General features: G+C 73.0%; 17 protein-coding genes. 5 read left to right on the top strand and 12 right to left on the bottom strand.

Annotated features, from left to right (window positions below; genetic code table 11):
* Window positions 1-79: 79 nt before the first annotated feature.
* The 9 genes from trhA to rimP form a co-directional block, all read right to left on the bottom strand.
* A complete protein-coding gene (gene trhA, locus ACQPZP_RS13640) occupies window positions 80-748 on the bottom strand; it encodes a PAQR family membrane homeostasis protein TrhA (protein WP_433477980.1) in 669 nt (222 codons plus the stop codon).
* Window positions 749-857: 109 nt separating this feature from the next.
* The gene (truB, locus tag ACQPZP_RS13635) at window positions 858-1,730 is read right to left on the bottom strand and encodes a tRNA pseudouridine(55) synthase TruB (RefSeq protein WP_433477979.1); all 873 of its coding nucleotides are present in this window, start codon (window positions 1,728-1,730) and stop codon (window positions 858-860) included.
* A gap of 13 nt (window positions 1,731-1,743) precedes the next feature.
* Entirely contained in the window at window positions 1,744-2,778 is a 1,035-nt protein-coding gene (locus tag ACQPZP_RS13630; protein ID WP_433477978.1) for a DHH family phosphoesterase, read from the bottom strand.
* Window positions 2,775-3,308 (bottom strand): 30S ribosome-binding factor RbfA, encoded by a 534-nt coding sequence (gene rbfA / locus ACQPZP_RS13625; RefSeq protein WP_433477977.1) that lies wholly within the window; start codon window positions 3,306-3,308, stop codon window positions 2,775-2,777. Before rbfA ends, ACQPZP_RS13630 begins: the two co-directional genes overlap by 4 nt.
* Before the next feature lie 89 nt (window positions 3,309-3,397).
* Window positions 3,398-3,706, bottom strand: coding sequence for a DUF503 domain-containing protein (locus ACQPZP_RS13620; protein ID WP_433468130.1), 309 nt, complete (start codon window positions 3,704-3,706; stop codon window positions 3,398-3,400).
* Window positions 3,707-3,916: 210 nt separating this feature from the next.
* Window positions 3,917-6,952 carry a translation initiation factor IF-2 gene (gene infB, locus ACQPZP_RS13615; protein WP_433477976.1) on the bottom strand — a complete coding sequence of 1,012 codons (3,036 nt, stop codon included), beginning with the start codon at window positions 6,950-6,952 and terminating at the stop codon, window positions 3,917-3,919.
* Between the two features lie 108 nt (window positions 6,953-7,060).
* Window positions 7,061-7,333, bottom strand: a complete 273-nt coding sequence (locus ACQPZP_RS13610) for a YlxR family protein (RefSeq protein ID WP_433468128.1) — start codon at window positions 7,331-7,333, stop codon at window positions 7,061-7,063.
* A gap of 34 nt (window positions 7,334-7,367) precedes the next feature.
* A complete protein-coding gene (nusA, locus tag ACQPZP_RS13605; protein ID WP_433479602.1) occupies window positions 7,368-8,417 on the bottom strand; it encodes a transcription termination factor NusA in 1,050 nt (349 codons plus the stop codon).
* Between the two features lie 25 nt (window positions 8,418-8,442).
* Window positions 8,443-9,177: a ribosome maturation factor RimP gene (gene rimP / locus ACQPZP_RS13600; RefSeq protein WP_433477975.1), complete on the bottom strand. Its 735-nt coding sequence runs from the start codon at window positions 9,175-9,177 to the stop codon at window positions 8,443-8,445.
* A 212-nt stretch (window positions 9,178-9,389) separates the two neighbouring features.
* Here rimP and ACQPZP_RS13595 point away from each other — a divergent pair, with 212 nt between their 5' ends.
* Window positions 9,390-10,406 carry a ferritin-like domain-containing protein gene (locus tag ACQPZP_RS13595; protein ID WP_433477974.1) on the top strand — a complete coding sequence of 339 codons (1,017 nt, stop codon included), beginning with the start codon at window positions 9,390-9,392 and terminating at the stop codon, window positions 10,404-10,406.
* Window positions 10,407-10,458: 52 nt separating this feature from the next.
* The gene (locus tag ACQPZP_RS13590) at window positions 10,459-11,523 is read left to right on the top strand and encodes a TRM11 family SAM-dependent methyltransferase (protein WP_433477973.1); all 1,065 of its coding nucleotides are present in this window, start codon (window positions 10,459-10,461) and stop codon (window positions 11,521-11,523) included.
* Between the two features lie 6 nt (window positions 11,524-11,529).
* Here ACQPZP_RS13590 and ACQPZP_RS13585 read toward each other — a convergent pair whose 3' ends face one another.
* Window positions 11,530-12,231, bottom strand: a complete 702-nt coding sequence (locus ACQPZP_RS13585; RefSeq protein ID WP_433477972.1) for an HAD family hydrolase — start codon at window positions 12,229-12,231, stop codon at window positions 11,530-11,532.
* Window positions 12,232-12,402: 171 nt separating this feature from the next.
* Between ACQPZP_RS13585 and ACQPZP_RS13580 the strand changes: the two genes are divergently transcribed.
* The 3 genes from ACQPZP_RS13580 (at window position 12,403) to ACQPZP_RS13570 (ending at window position 14,714) form a co-directional block, all read left to right on the top strand.
* Window positions 12,403-12,675: a hypothetical protein gene (locus tag ACQPZP_RS13580; RefSeq protein ID WP_433477971.1), complete on the top strand. Its 273-nt coding sequence runs from the start codon at window positions 12,403-12,405 to the stop codon at window positions 12,673-12,675.
* Between the two features lie 173 nt (window positions 12,676-12,848).
* Window positions 12,849-14,054 (top strand): lysylphosphatidylglycerol synthase transmembrane domain-containing protein, encoded by a 1,206-nt coding sequence (locus ACQPZP_RS13575; RefSeq protein WP_433477970.1) that lies wholly within the window; start codon window positions 12,849-12,851, stop codon window positions 14,052-14,054.
* 141 nt (window positions 14,055-14,195) lie between these two features.
* Complete coding sequence (locus tag ACQPZP_RS13570; RefSeq protein ID WP_433477969.1) at window positions 14,196-14,714, top strand: flavin reductase family protein; 519 nt, start codon at window positions 14,196-14,198, stop codon at window positions 14,712-14,714.
* A 22-nt stretch (window positions 14,715-14,736) separates the two neighbouring features.
* Here the strand turns inward: ACQPZP_RS13570 and ACQPZP_RS13565 are convergent, their stop codons facing one another.
* Complete coding sequence (locus tag ACQPZP_RS13565) at window positions 14,737-15,957, bottom strand: ROK family transcriptional regulator (protein ID WP_433469963.1); 1,221 nt, start codon at window positions 15,955-15,957, stop codon at window positions 14,737-14,739.
* On the bottom strand, window positions 15,957-16,715 hold the full coding sequence (locus ACQPZP_RS13560) for an ATP-binding cassette domain-containing protein (protein WP_433477968.1): 759 nt from the start codon (window positions 16,713-16,715) through the stop codon (window positions 15,957-15,959). The genes ACQPZP_RS13565 and ACQPZP_RS13560 overlap by 1 nt, the downstream gene beginning before the upstream one ends.
* Window positions 16,716-16,788 lie beyond the last annotated feature (73 nt).

Genomic DNA, 16,788 nt, shown 5'->3' with positions numbered 1-16,788 from the left:
TATCTCTTGCCGTCCTTAAGAGTGCCATGCGGGGGCGGGGGCGGTCGCATCCAGGGGGCGTGGTGCGCGCCACCCGGCGTCAGCCGGACTGGTAGACGACCAGGGAGACCGCGATGTACTGCAGGACGTAGGCCGCCAGCGTGCAGGCGTGGAAGACCTCGTGGAACCCGAACCAGCGCGGCGACGGGTTGGGCCGGCGCAGCCCGTACACCACTCCGCCGACGCTGTAGCAGACGCCGCCGATCGCGACGAGCAGGCAGGCGGCGAGACCGGCGCCGTCCAGGAACTGTGGCATGAAGAACACCGCCACCCAGCCCAGCACGATGTAGAGCGTCACGTAGAGGGAGCGGGGAGCGCCGATCCAGGTCGTCCGGAAGACGACGCCGGCGACGGCCCCGATCCACACGGTGAGGAGGACGGCGACGCGGACGGCGCCGTCCAGCGCCAGGACGGCGAACGGCGTGTACGTCCCGGCGATGATCAGATAGATGTTGGCGTGGTCGAACCGGCGCAGCACCTCGATAAGCCGGTGCGAACGCTGCCGGTGGTAGGTTCCCGAGATCCCGAAGAGCATCCCCGACGCCGCCACGTACAGCGCCGACGCGAGCCGCGCCTCCACGCTCGGGCCGAGCGCCACCAGCACCAGCCCTGCGACGAGCACCGCGGGGAACGCGCCGAGGTGCAGCCAGCCGCGCAGCCGGGGCCGGGTGGGGGACGCCACCGGGCGGTGGTCCTTCAGAGTGGTCACGGACACCTCCTCACCAAACCTACGCTTACGTAGGTTACGCGAGCGTAGGTTATGTCGCATCCGTTTCGTCCGGTGATGCTCGCCACGCGCGGGGGCGGGCGCCCTCCGGTCAGGGGACGAACACGGCGACGGGCTTGGCGACCTTTCCCTGCTCCTCGACGAGCGCGAGAAGCGTCCCGTCCGGCGCGAAGACCCCGACGGGGCCCGGCCCCAGCCCGGCCGCAGCGAGCCGTCCCCCGTGCGCGACCTTGCGGGCGTCGTCGTCCGACACGTCGCGGCGCGGGAACACCGCCGCGACCGCCTCCCCCATCGGGAGGATCTCCAGTTCCCCGGCGAGCTGGTCCAGCGTCCGCGCCATGGACAGGTCGTAGGGCCCGACGCGGGTGCGGCGAAGCGCGGTCAGATGGCCGCCGCAGCCGAGGGACGCGCCGAGGTCGCGGGCCAGCGCCCGGATGTAGGTGCCCGACGAGCAGGCGATGGACGCGTCCACATCGATCAGGTCGCCGTGCCGCCGGACGTCCAGGACGGTGAAGTCGCCCACCGTCACGGTACGGGCGGCGAGCTCGACCTCCTCGCCCTTGCGGGCCATCTTGTAGGCCCGCTCCCCGTTGACCTTGATCGCACTGACCTGTGGCGGAACCTGCTGGATCGTCCCGGTCAGCTCGGCGATGCCCGCCCGCAGCGCCTCATCGGTGACGGACCCGGCCGGCGCGGTCGCGGTGGTCTCCCCCTCGGCGTCGTCGGTGTTGGTCGACTCGCCCAGCCGGATCGTGGCGTCGTAGCCCTTCTCCGTCAGCGCGAGATGCCCGAGGAGGCGGGTGGCCTTGCCGACCCCGAGGACGAGGACGCCGGTCGCCATCGGGTCCAGCGTGCCCGCGTGCCCGACCCGCCGGGTCTTCGCCAGCCGCCGCATCTTGCCGACGACGTCGTGCGACGTCCATTCGGCGGGCTTGTCCACGATGACGAGTCCCGAGTTCTCCACGCGCGCTCCGCTTTCAGTCGTCGGGTTCGCCGGGGACGCGCAGCGCGGCGCGCAGCCGGCCGATGATCCAGGCGGGCTCCCCGCCCATGGTGAACGCGGCGGCGGTGCGGTGCCCGCCCCCGCCGAGCTCGACGCAGGCGCGGCCCACGTCGACCGAGCCCTTGGAGCGGGTGGACACGTACCACTCGCCCCGGTCGTTCTCCTTGCACACGACCGCGACCTCGGCCTCGTCGGCGCGCCTGAGCTGGTCGATGACCCCTTCGAGCTGGTCGTAGGTGACGTCCCGGGCGTCCCGGTCGGCACGCGCGATCGTCGTCCAGACCAGGCCCCGGCCGCCGGCGGCGTCGCGCTCCAGCCGGGCCCGCGCGAGCGCCCCGGCGAGGACCTGCAGGTAGCCGAAGGGGGCGCGGTCCCACAGCTCGCGGCTGACCGCCTCCGGCCGGACGCCGGCGGTCAGCAGCCGCCCCGCCAGGTCGTGCACCTCCGGGGTCGTGCAGGGGTACCGGAACGAGCCGGTGTCGCTGGCGAGCCCGGCGTACAGGCCCTGGGCGATGTCGCGGTCCAACGGGACGCCGAGCCTGCGGATCAGCTCCTCGACCAGCACCGCCGTCGCCGCGGCGTCCGGATCCACCAGCCGCACCCCGCCGAACTCGGTGTTGGACGCGTGGTGGTCGATGACGATCAGGGCGCCGGCCCGGTCGGCGGGATCCGCGAGCGAGCCGAGCCGGGCCCGGCCGGCCGCGTCCAGCGAGATCATCAGGTCCGGGGCGGCCGGCACCCGGGCCGGCTCGACCAGCATCTCCTGGCCGGGCAGGAAGCGCAGGATCGCCGGAATCCGGAACGGCTCCCCGAAGGACGCGAGGCAACGCTTGCCCAGTGCGCGCAGCGCCTGCGCGAGCGCCAGCATCGAGCCCAGCGCGTCACCGTCGGGCGCGACATGGCAGGCGAGGCAGACCTCGCCGGCCCCGTGGATCAGCTCGACCGCCCGGTCCCATTCGAGATCGGCGGACACCGCGGCGGGGGCGGCGGTCTCGGCCGGGCCGCTCACGATGACGGGCGTCCGGAACGGCCGTCCTCACCGTCCCCCGCGGCGTCATGCCCGTCGAAGTCGGGGTCGTCCTCTTCCTCGTCGTCCTCGTCGAGGTCCGCGTCATCGTCGGAATCGGGCTCGCGATAGGGGTTGGCGTCGCCCGCGTGAGCCGCGCCCTGGGCGGCCCGCGCCACTTCGGCGTCCTTCGCCCGTGCCTTGGCCAGCAGGTCGTCGATGTGCGCCGCGTTCTCCATCAGGGAGTCCATGACGAAGGTGATGCTGGGCGTATGGCGGACGCCCGTCTTCCTGCCCACCTCCGACCTGATGACGCCCTTGGCGCTCTCCAGGGCGGCGGCGGTCTCGGCGCGCTCGCCGTCCGACCCGTACACCGTGTAGTACACGGTGGCATCGCGCAGGTCGTTGGTGATGCGGGTGTCCGTCACGGTCACGAAACCGAGCCGCGGATCCTTGATCCGCCTCTCCAGCATCTCGGCCACGATCTGCTGGATGCGGTCGGCGAGCTTGCGCGCCCGAGCTGCGTCCACCATGATCGCACTCCCTTTCTGTGGTCCGGGCGAGGAGTTCGCCCCCGCCCATTCATTGTGGGGCGAGGCCCCACGCCCGCGCTCCGCTGCCGTCAATCCTCGTCGTGGAACAGCCGCTGCCGGGCGGACAGCAGTTCGATCTCCGGCCGTCCGGCCACCAGCCGTTCGCACTGGTCGAGCACCTGGGTGCAGTTGGCCGCGGTGCCCGAGACCACCGCCACCCCGATCTCCGCCCTGCGGTGCAGGTCGTTGCCACCGGTCTCGGCGACGGCCACCGCCGGGAAGTGCTTGTGCACCTCGGCGATGATGGGCCGCAGGACGGACCGCTTCTGCTTCAGCGAGCGGACGTCCCCCAGCAGCAGGTCGAGCGTCAGCGCACCCACGTACACCTGGTCGATCACCTCGGGATCTTTCGGAAGATGGAACGACGGTGGTCATCCGCCGTGTTCCCGGACCGTCCCCGGCGGGCGGGCACGGTCCGGACATGACGGACGCCAGGCTAGAAGATCCGCCTGGCGCCGTGTCACCCGATTAAACGATCACATCGCCGGTCGAGTCCGGACGGTCGCCCGCGCGGCTCCTCGCGGAACCGCGCGGGCGTCCGGCCTGCCTCAGTCGCGGGGCTTCTCCCGCATCTCGAAGCACTCGATGACGTCGCCCAGCTTGATGTCGTTGTACCCCACGCCGATACCGCACTCGAAGCCCTCGCGGACCTCGGTCGCGTCGTCCTTGAAGCGGCGCAGCGACGACACCGTGAGGTTGTCGGCGACCACGACGCCGTCGCGGACGAGGCGGGCCTTGGCGTTGCGCTGGATGATCCCCGAGGTGACCATCGAGCCGCCGATGTTCCCGATCCGCGGCACCTTGAAGATCTCCCGGATCTCGGCGGTGCCGAGCTGGGCCTCCTCGAACTCCGGCTTGAGCATGCCCTTGAGGGCCGCCTCGATCTCCTCGATCGCCTGGTAGATGATCGAGTAGTACCGGATGTCGACGCCCTCGCGGTCGGCCAGTTCCTGCGCGTTGCGCTCCGGCCGCACGTTGAAGCCGAGGATGACCGCGCCCTCCTCGGACGCCAGCGACAGGTTGACGTCGTCCTGCGTGATCGCGCCGACGCCGCGGCGGATGATCCGCAGGCTGACCTCGTCGCCCACGTCGATCTTGAGGAGCGAGTCCTCCAGCGCCTCGACGGAACCGGACACGTCGCCCTTGAGGATGAGCAGCAGTTCCTGCCGCTTGCCCTCCTGGAAGTCCTTGAACAGTTCCTCGAGGGAGCTGCTCTTGCGACTCTTGAGCAGTTCGGCGTTGCGCTTGCGCGCGACCCGCTTGTCGGCGATCTGCCGGGCGATCCGGTCGTCCTCGACGACCAGGAAGTTGTCGCCCGCGCCGGGCACGGCCGCGAGGCCGAGCACCATCACCGGACGGGACGGGCCCGCCTCCTCGACGCTGTTGCCGTTCTCGTCGAGCATCGCCCGGACGCGGCCGTTGGCCACGCCGCAGACGATCGAGTCGCCGACCCGCAGCGTGCCGCGCTGCACCAGCACGGTCGCCACGGCGCCCCGGCCCTTGTCCAGGTGGGCCTCGATGGCCGAGCCCTGGGCGGGCATGTCGGGGTTGGCCTTCAGGTCGAGCTCGGCGTCGGCGGTCAGGACGATCGCCTCCAGCAGCCCGTCGATGTTGGTCCGCTGCTTGGCGGACACGTCGACGAACTGGGTGGAGCCGCCGAACTCCTCGGCGACCAGGCCGTACTCGGTGAGCTGAGCCCGGACGCGGTTCGGGTCCGCGCCCTCGACGTCGATCTTGTTGACCGCCACGACGATCGGGACCCCGGCCGCGGTGGCGTGGTCGATCGCCTCTGTGGTCTGCGGCTTGACCCCGTCGTCCGCGGCGACCACCAGCACCACCAGGTCGGTGGTGTCGGCACCGCGGGCACGCATGGCGGTGAACGCCTCATGACCCGGGGTGTCGATGAAGGTGATCTTGCGGTCCTCGCCGTCGACCTCGGTCTCGACCTGGTAGGCGCCGATGTGCTGGGTGATGCCGCCGGCCTCGCCCGCCTGCACGTTGGCGTGCCGGACGGCGTCCAGCAGCTTGGTCTTACCGTGGTCGACGTGGCCCATGACGGTGACCACCGGCGGACGGGACTGGAGGTTCTCCTCGCCGCCCTCGTCCTCGCCGTACTCGATGTCGAACGACTCGAGCAGCGCGCGGTCCTCGTCCTCGGGGCTGACGACCTGGACGTCGAAGTCCAGCTCCAGCCCGAGCGCCATGAGGTCGTCGGGGTCGACCGACTGGGTCGCGGTGACCATCTTGCCGAGATGCATCATGATCGCGACGAGCGACGCCGGGTTGGCGCCGATCTTCTCGGCGAAGTCGGTCAGGGTCGCGCCCTGCGGCAGCCGGATGGTCTTGCCGTTGCCGCGCGGAGCCGAGATGCCACCGGCGGCGGGCGCCTGCATGTTCTCGAACTCTTGACGGCGTGCCCGCTTCGACTTGCGTCCACGCGCGGGGCGTCCGCCGGGACGTCCGAAGGCGCCCTGCGTACCGCCGCGACCGCGGCCACCGCCACCGGGACGGGGGCCGAAGCCACCGCCGCCGCCCGGACGGCCGCCGGCACCCGCGCGGGGGCCGCCGAAGCCGCCACCGCCGCCACCGGGACGGCCGCCGCCACCGGGCCCGCGGCCACCGCCGCCCGGCCCGCGGCCACCGCCGCCGGGCCCGCGGCCGCCACCGCCGCCGCCACCGGGACCGCCGCGCCCGGGGGCGCCGGAGGGCCGCGAGGACGGCATGTTCATCGGGCTCGGACGCGGACCGCCCGGCCGGGGCGGCATGCCGCCCGGGTTCGGACGCGGGCCGCCGGCGCCGGGAGCGCCGCCCGGACGCGGTCCGGGACGCGGACCGCCCGCGGCACCGCCGCCGCCACCGGGACGGTCACCGCCCGGACGGGGGCCGGGACGCGGCCCCGACTTGGGCGACTGGCCCATGCCGGTGTTGGTCGAGCTGAACGGGTTGTTGCCCGGACGCGGCCCACCGGGACCGCGGCCGCCGCCGCCCTGGCGCGGGCCGGGGCGGGGCCCCGGCTTGGGCGCGCGGGGACCCGGCTTCGGGCCGCCCGGCGCGCGGTTGCCCGCGCCGGGACCTGCCCCGGGACCGGCCGCGGGCGGAGCGCTCGGGGCCTGCGCCGCGGGCGCGTCCACCGGCGTGCTCGGCACCGGCGGGACGGGCGGACGCGGACCCGGCTGCGGAGCGGGCTGCGGGCCTGGCTTGGACGCGCCGCCGCCCTGGCCACCGGGGCCACCGGGACCGGCCGGGCCGGCGGGACCGCCGGGACCCGGCCTGGGTGCGGACGTGCGCGGACCGGGGCGCGGCCCCGGACGGGCACCCTGAGAATCGGAACCGCCGCCGGGCGGACCCGGACGCGGCGGCACGGACGGGCGCGGCGCCGGCTTCTTCGGCGCGGCCCGCCTGTCCCCCTGCTTGGGGGCGGAAGAAGAATTTGAGAAGGCTTCTTTCAGCCTGCGTTCGACCGGCGCCTCGATCGTGGAGGACGCCGACCGTACGAACTCGCCCATTTCCTTGAGCTTGGCCATGACGACCTTGCTCTCTACACCGAACTCTTTGGCGAGTTCGTAAACCCGGACCTTCGCCACTGCACTCCCTACTCGGTCCGGGGGTGCGGCCTCCGGACCGTCGCTAACTTGCCGTACTCATCGCGGCGTGCTCATCGAGCGCTCATAGCAATCTCGACCTGCTTCCGACTAGACGTCGCTTACCATTCGGCCATCCTGCTGCCGCCCGGCGAGGGCCGCAAGCCGCTCCCGCAGCGGACCACCGTCGAGCGGCCCCGGCAGGCGGAACGCCCGCGGGAACGCCCGACGCCGCTCTGCGAGTGCGAGACACTCCAGGTCAGGGTGCAGATGCGCACCCCGTCCCGGCAGCCGCCCACGCGGGTCGGGGACGATGACGCCCTCGACCACCACCAGGCGCAGCAAGTCGGACTTGGCCGTGCGAACCCGGCAGCCCACGCACATACGAACAGGGGCCGCCCGGCCACGTTCCATGAGTCTACCGCGCCGAGGCGTCGGCGGGGCCTGTCGCATGCTCTCCTGACGCAGAAGATCCGGATTCGCCGGGCTCGGTGGCCTTCGGCGGTGTCTGCCCGGGCTCGGTGTCGGACCGGATGTCGATCCGCCAGCCGGTGAGCCTGGCGGCCAGCCGGGCGTTCTGCCCCTCCTTGCCGATGGCGAGGGACAGCTGGTAGTCGGGCACGACCACCCGGGCGACCCGGCCGTCGGCGTCGACCACTTCGACACTCGAAACGCGCGCCGGCGACAGCGCATTCCCCACGAACTCGGCGGCGTCGTCCGACCAGTCGACGATGTCGATCTTCTCGCCGTGCAGCTCGGCCATCACGTTGCGGACCCGGCTGCCGAGCGGGCCGATGCAGGCCCCCTTGGCGTTCACCCCCGCCTTGCGCGAGCGGACGGCGATCTTGGTGCGGTGGCCGGCCTCGCGCGCGATCGCCGCGATCTCCACGGTGCCGTCGGCGATCTCCGGGACCTCAAGCGCGAACAGCTTGCGGACGAGGTTCGGATGCGTCCGCGACAGCTGCACCGACGGGCCGCGGTGGCCCTTGCGGACCTGCACCACGTAGGCGCGCAGCCGCTCGCCGTGCTCGTAGCGCTCGCCGGGCACCTGCTCCTGCGGCGGCAGGACGGCCTCGATCTTGCCGAGGTCGACCAGCACGTTCCGCGGGTCCTTGCCCTGCTGGATGATGCCGCTGACGATGTCGCCCTCGCGCCCGGCGTACTCGCCGAACGTCAGCTCGTCCTCGGCGTCCCGGAGCCGCTGCAGGATCACCTGCTTGGCGGTGGTCGCGGCGATACGGCCGAACCCGGTCGGGGTGTCGTCGTACTCGCCGACGGCGTTGCCCTCGTCGTCGGTCTCGGTCGCCCACACGGTCACGTGCCCGCTCTGCCGGTCCAGTTCGACGCGCGCCTTCGGCGCCGCGCCCTCGGTCCGGTGGTAGGCGATCAAAAGGGCGTCTTCGATGGCCTTGACGGCCACGTCGAGCGAGATGTCCTTCTCGCTCTCCAGGCTCCGCAGGGCGGTCATGTCGATGTCCACGAGGTTCCCCCCTCTAGTCCGGCTCAGCCGGAGAACGCGTTTCCCCGGCCGTGTGCGACGGGGACGTGTCGCTCTGCGGGGGCGTCCCCGCAGACCCCTCGGAAGGGGGTGCGAACTCCACCTGCACACGGCCGCGCCCCAGCTCGCCGAGGCCGAACCGGCGCCGCACGACTTCCGGCCCGGCGGTCTTCCCCTTCCGGGGGGACGCTCCCCCGGACCCCCCGGAGGGGGTTGCGGGCCCAGCGGACTTGCCGCCGCCTCCGGCTCCCTTGGGCCGGCGCTTCTGGACGACGTCGATCTCGACGGCCTCGTCGTCGGCCGCCACCACGCGGCCCTCGATCTGGCCTCCCTCCGCCAACGGGGCGACGACCAGCCGGCCGACGGCGCGGCGCCAGTGCCGCGGCTCGGTGAGGGGGCGGTCGACGCCGGGCGAGGTCACCTCCAGCACGTAGGCCGAGGTCCCCATCAGATCGGACCCGTCGAGCAGTTCGGAGGCCGTCTCGCTCAGCCGGGCGATGTCGTCGAGGCCGACCCCGTCGTCCCCGTCCACGACGATCCGGACGAGCCTGCGGCGGCCGGCCGGCCGCACGTCGACCTCTTCCAGGTCGAAGCCCGCCCCGGTCACCGCGGGCGCGAGCAGCCGGGTCAGCTCCGCGGCGGCGGCCTCCCGCGACGGGCGTGCCGGGGTCTCTTGCCCCCGCTGTCCGCGCCTCCCTTGAGCGCGGCCGCCACGGGACTCGACGCTCATGGGCCCTCCTCCTGTTGTACAGCCTGCGTGAGCGGGGTCACCGCTCGTCCGTTGACACCTCAAGACTATCGACAGCCGGAGACCGCAGCGGTCTTTCGGACGGCTCACCGGCGCGGCGGATATGGAATGCTTGAGCAGGCCCGATGGACGCGGACGGAGACCGGCGCCGCGGCGGGCCGCCACCACCTCCGCCAGCGGGTGAGGAGACTCCTTTGCCAGAGGCCTTTCCGCCCTCGCCGAAGGCGGTGTCGCCCTCACCGAGGGCGATGTCGCGCCGCGCGATGCTGGGCCGGGCGGCGGTGCTGGGCGGCGGCGTGCTGCCGGCCCTCCCCTGGCTCGCGTCCTGCGCGGCGGAGGCCGCCCCGCGCAAGGACGTGCCCGTGCTCGTCGGCGCGATCACGTCCGAGCAGAACCTGATCGCCACCTACGAGTCGGTGCGGTCCGCGAACGCCTCGCTGGCCGCACGCCTGGATCCCGTCCTCGCGCATCACCGCAGCCATCTGGCCGTCCTGAAGCGCCACTACGTCCCCGGGTCGGGTGACCGGGCGGACGAGGGCGGCGCCGTCCCGTCCCCGAGCGCGGTACCGGTCCCCTCCGGCGGCGGGAGCCTCGCGGTGCTGCGCGACCTGGAGGACCGCGCGGCAAAGGCGCGGACGGCCGACGTCGCCAAGGCCGGACCGGCGCTCGCCCAGCTGTTCGCCAGCATCGGCGCCTGCGAGGCGGGCCATGCCATGACGGTCACGGGCGAGGCTCCCAGCGTCCGGTCGAGGTCCGACGCCGACGCCGACGCCGTGCAGAACGTGCTGGCCGCCGAGCACACGGCCCTGTACGGGTACGGGGTGCTCGGGGCCCGGCTGCGCGGGACGCTCCGGCAGACCGCGAAGGAGCGGTGGAACGCCCACCGCGCCCGGCGCGACGAGCTGATCTCGATCCTGTCCGTCCGGCCGGTCGCCGCGGCGGCCGCCTACCGGCTGCCCGTCAAGGTCACCTCCGTCCGCACCGCCGCGCAGCTCGCGGCGGCGCTGGAGGACGGCCTCGTCCCCGCCTATCTCGGCCTCTCCGGCGTCTCTTCCCCCGACCTGCGGGCCTTCGCCGCCGACGGCGCGCAGCGGGCCATGGCGTGGTCCGCGCGCTGGCGCTCGCGGGCGGGCGCCGCCGCGCCCGCGGAGGCGTTCCCGGGGCTGCCCCCCTCGGCCCTGTCCCCGCGTCCCGAACCGGGCGGCGAGTGATTTCCGGCAGGGCGGGAACGTAGCTCTCCCGGGGTCCAGTAAGGTCCACCAAATGACCGCGTACGGCCTCCTCGTCTCTCCTTCGCACAACCGGGTCTATGCACAGGCCGCCGCCGACCTGGTGAAGGCGGAGCTGGCCGTGTTCGGCGAACGGGCCCTCGGCGGACGCGTCCACGACGTCCAGGAGACGACGATGGGCGGTGTCCCGTACGTGACCTTTTCCGCCGACGAGCTGACCGATCAGGACGTCCGTCTCCTGTCGAACCTGTCGTCGCTCTACGCGCTGTTCCGGATCGAGGGCGAGCTGCTGCGTCCCGTCATGCTCCAGCCTCTCGACCTTTTCGGCAGCGACCTGCTCACCATCCAGAAGTACTCGGGAAAGACGAACGAGTACTTCACGAAGCTGCTGCTGAACGTCACGGCGATGGCGACCGACTCCCCCATGGACCTCGTCACCGGCCGCCCCCGCGTGCTCGACCCGATGTGCGGGCGGGGCACGACCCTCAACCAGGCCGTGATGTACGGGCTGGACGCCGCCGGGATCGACATCGACGGCAAGGACTTCGACGCCTATGCGGCCTTCATCAGGACCTGGCTGAAGAACAACCGGGTCAAGCACCAGGCCGAGATCGCCAACGTCCGGCGCGAGAAGGCCGTGATCGGGCGCCGCCTCCATGTGACGCTCGGTGCGACCAAGGAGCGCTACAAGGGCGGCGAGACGATGGAGATCACCGTCGTGAACGCCGACTCCCTGGGCGCCGGCAGGTTCTTCCGGCCGGGCTCGTTCGACCTGATCGTGACGGACGCCCCCTACGGCGTCCAGCACGGCAGCCGGCCCAAGGGGGCGCAGCCCGGCCGCAAGGGGAAGCCGCAGCTGTCGCGCAGCCCGGTCGAGCTCCTCACGTCCGCCGTCCCCGAATGGACGCGCCTGCTGCGTCCGGGCGGCGCCATCGGGATCTCCTGGAACACCTTCGGCGGCCGGCGCGACCAGCTCGCCGAGATCCTCACCTCGAACGGCCTGGACGTCCGCGACTCCGGCGCCTACCGCGGCTTCCGCCACCGCGTCGACCAGGCCATCTCCCGCGACCTCATCGTGGCGACGAAGCCCTCGGGGTGAACGCCCTCAGGGGGAATGCCAGCTCTCCACGTGCGGGAGCAGTTCGTCCAGTCCGTGGATGAGGGCGTCCGGGGGCGTGAGACCGGGACGGTCGAACGCGTGGGTGGTCTGGTGCCGGATCTGGACGGCGCGCATGCCGGCGCCCTTGGCGCCGTGGATGTCGTCGTACGGGCGGTCGCCGACGAAGACGCAGGACGCGGGGTCGGTGGCGCCGACGGCGTCCATGGCGGCCCGGAAGGCTTCGGCGTGCGGCTTCGTCCAGGGGATCTCGCTGGAGTAGACGGCGCCGTCGAGCAGGTCGAGCACGTCGTCGCGGGCGAAGACGCGTTCGTGCCACTCACGGGTCCAGATGGTGTTGGACAGGACGCCGATCTTGATGCCGTGCCCGCGGAGGGCGTCGAACAGGCCGGGGACGGCCGGGTCGGTGTGGGTGTGCGGGGTCCAGGTCTCGAAGTGGGTCGCGAGGAGCTCCTCGGTGGGCTCCACGCCCGCCATCGCGAACGCCTCCGCGAGCGTGGCGCTGCGGTGCTCCTCGGTGCCCCGCCGCCATAGTTCGTCCTCGGCCGCGACCAGCGCGGCGACGGCCTTCTCGACCGTGTCGGCGGGGAGGTGGGCGGAGCAGATGGTGCGCCAGACGTCGGCCAGTTCGAGGTCGTGCCACGGGGTCAGGGTGCCGCCCCAGTCGAAGATCACAGCTTGTACGCCCATGCACCGGATCGTAACCATCGGGGCCGCCTTGGACGATCACTCGTCCCCGCGGTGGATCGCCGGTGCCGGTGTCCGCCGGGCCGCGGCTCGCCGCCGTCCGCGACCGCGAGTAGGGCGCCGGTCAGCGGGGATACCGCTCCGATGACCGAAACCGAGCCGACGGAGGGGGTCATGAGAGAACGCAAACCCGGCGAGGATCGCGATTTCCGCGCGGACATCGACGACATGGGCGACGACGAGCAGGAGGAGCAGGTCGCCCTGACCGAGCAGTACGTCCAGGACCCGCCGGAGGACCATGTCATCGAGGAGCCTGAGGAGAGCAGGGACGGCGTCGGGATCACCGACTACGAGGGCCGGACGGCCCGGCGAGGCGAGGAGGAGCCGTGGCCGGATTCCGCCACCCCCGCCGAGAACGACGCGGTGAACCCCACCCGCAGGCCCTGAGCACGGACGTGACCGGCGGGGCCGCGGCAGGCGCGGCCCGCCGGCCGGTCCGCCTCCCCGTCCCGTGACAGACGTGGCGAGAGTCACTTTGCGGTTCATTTCCGCACCCCGGGGAATGTCATAGGCGGGCCGTAGGTTGCGCAATGCGGGCGAACTTGCGAGGTGACCGGGACATGTACGAGACAGTCACGGCACCGGTCCACCCCCCGGCCGACGCCGAATCCCCGTTCCCGCTCCGGGAGGAGCCTGACGAGCACGCGCCACCTCGCGCGTGGTGGCGGCGCAAGGCGGGCCTGATCGCCCAGTGGGCGCTGGTCCTCGGCGGCCTCGCCGCCCTGCCGCTCTACCGCGACGAGCTTCCCGACTTCGGCGCCATCTGGACGGCGGCGTCGCACGCCGATCCGGGCTGGCTCACGATGGTCGTGCTGGCCGTGGCGGGCTCGATGGGCGCGTTCGCCCGGCTGCAGCGCCGGCTGCTGCGCGTCGGCGGGCTGCGGATGCCGCTGCGGCGCGCGTTCGCGATCACGTACGCGGGCAACGCCCTGTCCACGACGCTGCCCGCCGGCCCGGCGGTGAGCGTCGTCTACACCTTCCGGCAGTTCCGCCGCGGCGGGGCGTCGGCGCAGCTCGCCACGGCGGTGATCCTGGCGGGCGGAGTGATCACCACGACGGCCTACACGCTGATCGGCCTGCTGGCGCTGCTGGCCGACCCGCACGCCCGCGGGTTCGCGCTGCTCGGCCTCGCCGTCCCGCTGACCCTGGCGGTCCTGCTGGTGCCGGCCCTCCGGTGGCGCCCGCTGCGCGCCCTGATCACCGCGCCGCTGCGCCGCGCCTACCGGGCCGCGCTCGCCCACCCCCGGATCGCCCCGTACGCCGAGCGGCTGGCCGGTGTCCGCGACGTCCTGCGCCCGACCGGCCGCGACTGGGCCGCGCTCATGGCGCTGGCCCTGCTGAACTGGGTGTTCGACATCCTGGCGCTGCTGTCGGCGGCGCACGCTGTGGGGATCGATGTCGACCCGAACGGCGTCGCCCTCGCCTACTTCGCCGCCCAGGCGGCGGGCAGCCTGCTGCCGCTGCTGCCCGGCGGCCTCGGCGCCGTCGAGGGCAGCATGGCCGCCTCCCTGGTCGCGTTCGGCGCGACGCTGTCGCCCGCCGCCGCGGCCGTCGGCCTCTACCGGCTCGTGTCCTACTGGTGCGTCGTCGCGGTCGGCTGGATCGCCTGGGCCGCCCTGCACGAGGGCCCGCGCGTCCCGGCCCGGGTCAAGGCCGGGCTCGCCGGCACCGGACGCCTGATCATGGACGGCGCGTCCGCGGTCGCCTTCCTGACCCCTTACGCCGCCGTCCCGCTGCAGAGGCCCGCCGAGGCGCCGCGCCCGTAGTCCCCGCGCCCGTGGTCCCACCTCGGTCCGGAGACCGACGCCGGGCCGGGACCTTCGGCCGAGATCGCCTTCGCGGGGAATCAGCGCACCGGCACAGGGGCTTTAGTAGTCATCGATGTACCCGCCACGAAACGGACGCCCATGTACGGATCTCCCAACGGCCCGTCCGGAACATCGGTGACCGGCGTCGACGCGACCAGGTTCCGCTCGGTGCTGGGCAGGTTCGCGACCGGTGTGGTCGCCGTCACCGCCATCGACCCGGCTTCGGGAGGTCCCACGGGCCTGGCCGCGAACTCCTTCACGTCCGTCTCCCTCGATCCGCCCCTCGTGGCGTTCTGCGTCGCGCACACCAGCACCACGTGGCCCCTGCTGCGCTCCGCCGGCCGGCTCTGCGTCAACATCCTCGGCGAACCGCAGCTGGAGATCTCCGAACGAATGGCACGCAGGGGCGGCGACAAGTTCGCCGGCACGCGCTGGACGCGAACTCCCGGCGGCGCCCCGCTGATCGACGGGGCCCTCGCGTGGATCGAGCTCTCGGTCGAGCACGAGCACCCCGCCGGCGACCATGTGATCGTCGTCGGCCGCGTCCACGACCTCGCCGAACACCACGACGGCACTCCGCTGATCTTCTACCGGAGCGCCTACGGCACCATCGGCTGAGACGCCGGTGCGGGCGGAGGGGTCACACCGTCTCGGGGGCGCGCAGGCGTGTGAGCACCTGGACGGGGTCGTCGAGCACCTCGGCGAAGGCGAACTCGGCGGCGCCGACGAGTGTCGTGTCGTCGCCGAGGGAGGCGGTGCGGAGCTTGACCTTCTCGCGCGAGGCGGCGAGCGCGTTGGTCGCGAGGATGCTGCGGATCTGCGCGGCGGCGCCGAGGTAGATGTCGCGGAGCGTCCCGCCGAAGATGACCAGCCCGGGGTTGAAGATGTTGACGAGGTTGGCGACGCCGAGGCCGAGCCAGTGTCCGACGCGCTGCAGCGCCTCCCGCGCCTTGATGTCGCCGGCGTCGGCGGCGGCGACGACGCCGCGGACCGCGTCGCGGCCGGCCTGGCCGGGGACCTCCTCGCGGCCGGCGTGGTGCAGCAGCGTCAGCTCCCCCACCTCGGCCTCCAGGCAGCCCTTCGAGCCGCAGGCGCAGGGCCTGCCCTCCGGGTTGACGACCATGTGCCCGATCTCGCCGCCGAACCCCTGGTCGCCGCCGAGCAGCCGGCCGTGCGCGATGATGCCGCCGCCGACGCCGACGTCGCCGTGCAGGTAGATGAGGTTGTCGACGCTCACGCCGGCGCCGCGCTCGTGCTCGGCGAGGGCGCCGAGGTTGGCGTCGTTGCAGACGGAGACGGGGATGCCGAGGCCGAGCCGGCGGGACAGCGCGTCGCCGAGCCGCAGGTCGCCCACGTCCAGGTTGGGGCCGAACATGATCGTGTCGTCGGAGCGGCGGACGGTGCCGGGATAGCCCAGGGCCGCGCCGACGCAGACGGCGTCGCGTTCGGCCTTGCGGACGAGGGACCGGGCGCCCGCGACGAGGACGCCGAGGAGTTCCGTGGGGCCGGAGTCGCGGTCCCGGACGCCCTCGCGGCGGTCGAGGACGACGCCGCCGAGGCCGACGCGGGCAACGACGAGCCGGTCGACGCCGACCTCGAACGCCAGCACGTACACCCGGGTGGATTCGGGCCGGACGACGAGCGACGGGCGCCCGGCGCGCCGCCCGGGGCCGCGCGGCAGCTCCTCGCGGACGAGCCCGGCGGCGGTCAGGTCGGACGTCAGCGCCATGATCGTGCTGCGGTTGAGCCCGAGGGATTCGGCGAGCGTCGCCCGGGACGCCGGTCCGCGCAGGTGCACGAAGCGGAGCAGCGTCCCGAGATTATGTCGCCGGATGTCCTCCTGTGATGGGCCGGCCTTCATCATCGGCGCAGCCCCAGCTCTCCGCTGGCGCCCGAGGTGATCAGCTCGACGACCTGCCGGTGGGTGATGTCCGCGGTCCTGACCTGGGCGACCATCCGGCCGAGGTACAGCGCGGCGATGCGGTCGGACACCGCGAACACGTCGTTCATGTTGTGCGAGATCAGCACGACGGCGAGGCCCTTGTCGGCCAGCCGCCGGACGACCTCCAGGACCTGCTGGGTCTGTGAGACGCCGAGCGCGGCGGCGGGCTCGTCCAGCACGACGACCTTGCTGTCCCACAGGACGGCGCGGGCGATCGCGACGGTCTGCCGCTGGCCGCCCGACAGCGTGGAGACACGCTGCCGCACCGAGCCCATGGTGCGCACGGCGAGGCCGGACAGGGCGCTGCGGGCCATCTCCTCCATGCCGTTCTCGTCCAGCGCCAGCCCGCGGCGCTGCTCACGGCCGAGGAAGAGGTTCTGGACGATGTCGAGGTTCTCGCAGAGGGCGAGGTCCTGGTGGACGATCTCGATGCCGAGACGGGCCGCGTCGCGCGGGCTGCCGACCCGCGCCGGCCGGCCCTCGAAGCGGTACTCGCCGGTGTCGGCCGGGTGGATGCCGCCGATTATCTTCACCAGGGTGGTCTTGCCGGCGCCGTTGTCGCCCACGAGCGCGGTGACCTCGCCGGGGTAGGCGGAGAACGCCACGTCGTGAAGCACCTTCACGGAACCGAAGCTCTTGCCGATACCACGCAGGTCAAGGGCTGGCGTAACTGACATGCCTAGAGGCTCCCACCGTGCCGCACGGCCGCCGCCCGCCGGACGACCGGGGGCAGTGAGCGTATCAGCAGCG

The organism is Spirillospora sp. CA-142024 (genome assembly GCF_050942325.1).
Taxonomy (GTDB): domain Bacteria; phylum Actinomycetota; class Actinomycetes; order Streptosporangiales; family Streptosporangiaceae; genus Spirillospora.
The sequence above is the reverse complement of the archived record's forward strand: the minus strand, read 5'-3'. Positions and strand labels throughout refer to the sequence as shown.

Bases quoted from the DNA above. Each gene is read 5' to 3' on its own strand.
- rimP (WP_433477975.1), bottom strand. From the start codon at position 9,177: ATGAGCGTCGAGTCCCGTGGCGGCCGCGCTCAAGGGAGGCGCGGACAG.
- ACQPZP_RS13610 (WP_433468128.1), bottom strand. From the start codon at position 7,333: ATGTGCGTGGGCTGCCGGGTTCGCACGGCCAAGTCCGACTTGCTGCGC.
- ACQPZP_RS13565 (WP_433469963.1), bottom strand. From the start codon at position 15,957: ATGAAGGCCGGCCCATCACAGGAGGACATCCGGCGACATAATCTCGGG.
- ACQPZP_RS13580 (WP_433477971.1), top strand. From the start codon at position 12,403: ATGAGAGAACGCAAACCCGGCGAGGATCGCGATTTCCGCGCGGACATC.
- ACQPZP_RS13590 (WP_433477973.1), top strand. From the start codon at position 10,459: ATGACCGCGTACGGCCTCCTCGTCTCTCCTTCGCACAACCGGGTCTAT.
- ACQPZP_RS13585 (WP_433477972.1), bottom strand. From the start codon at position 12,231: ATGGGCGTACAAGCTGTGATCTTCGACTGGGGCGGCACCCTGACCCCG.
- nusA (WP_433479602.1), bottom strand. From the start codon at position 8,417: ATGACCGCCCTGCGGAGCCTGGAGAGCGAGAAGGACATCTCGCTCGAC.
- ACQPZP_RS13575 (WP_433477970.1), top strand. From the start codon at position 12,849: ATGTACGAGACAGTCACGGCACCGGTCCACCCCCCGGCCGACGCCGAA.
- rbfA (WP_433477977.1), bottom strand. From the start codon at position 3,308: ATGGTGGACGCAGCTCGGGCGCGCAAGCTCGCCGACCGCATCCAGCAG.
- ACQPZP_RS13570 (WP_433477969.1), top strand. From the start codon at position 14,196: ATGTACGGATCTCCCAACGGCCCGTCCGGAACATCGGTGACCGGCGTC.
- ACQPZP_RS13560 (WP_433477968.1), bottom strand. From the start codon at position 16,715: ATGTCAGTTACGCCAGCCCTTGACCTGCGTGGTATCGGCAAGAGCTTC.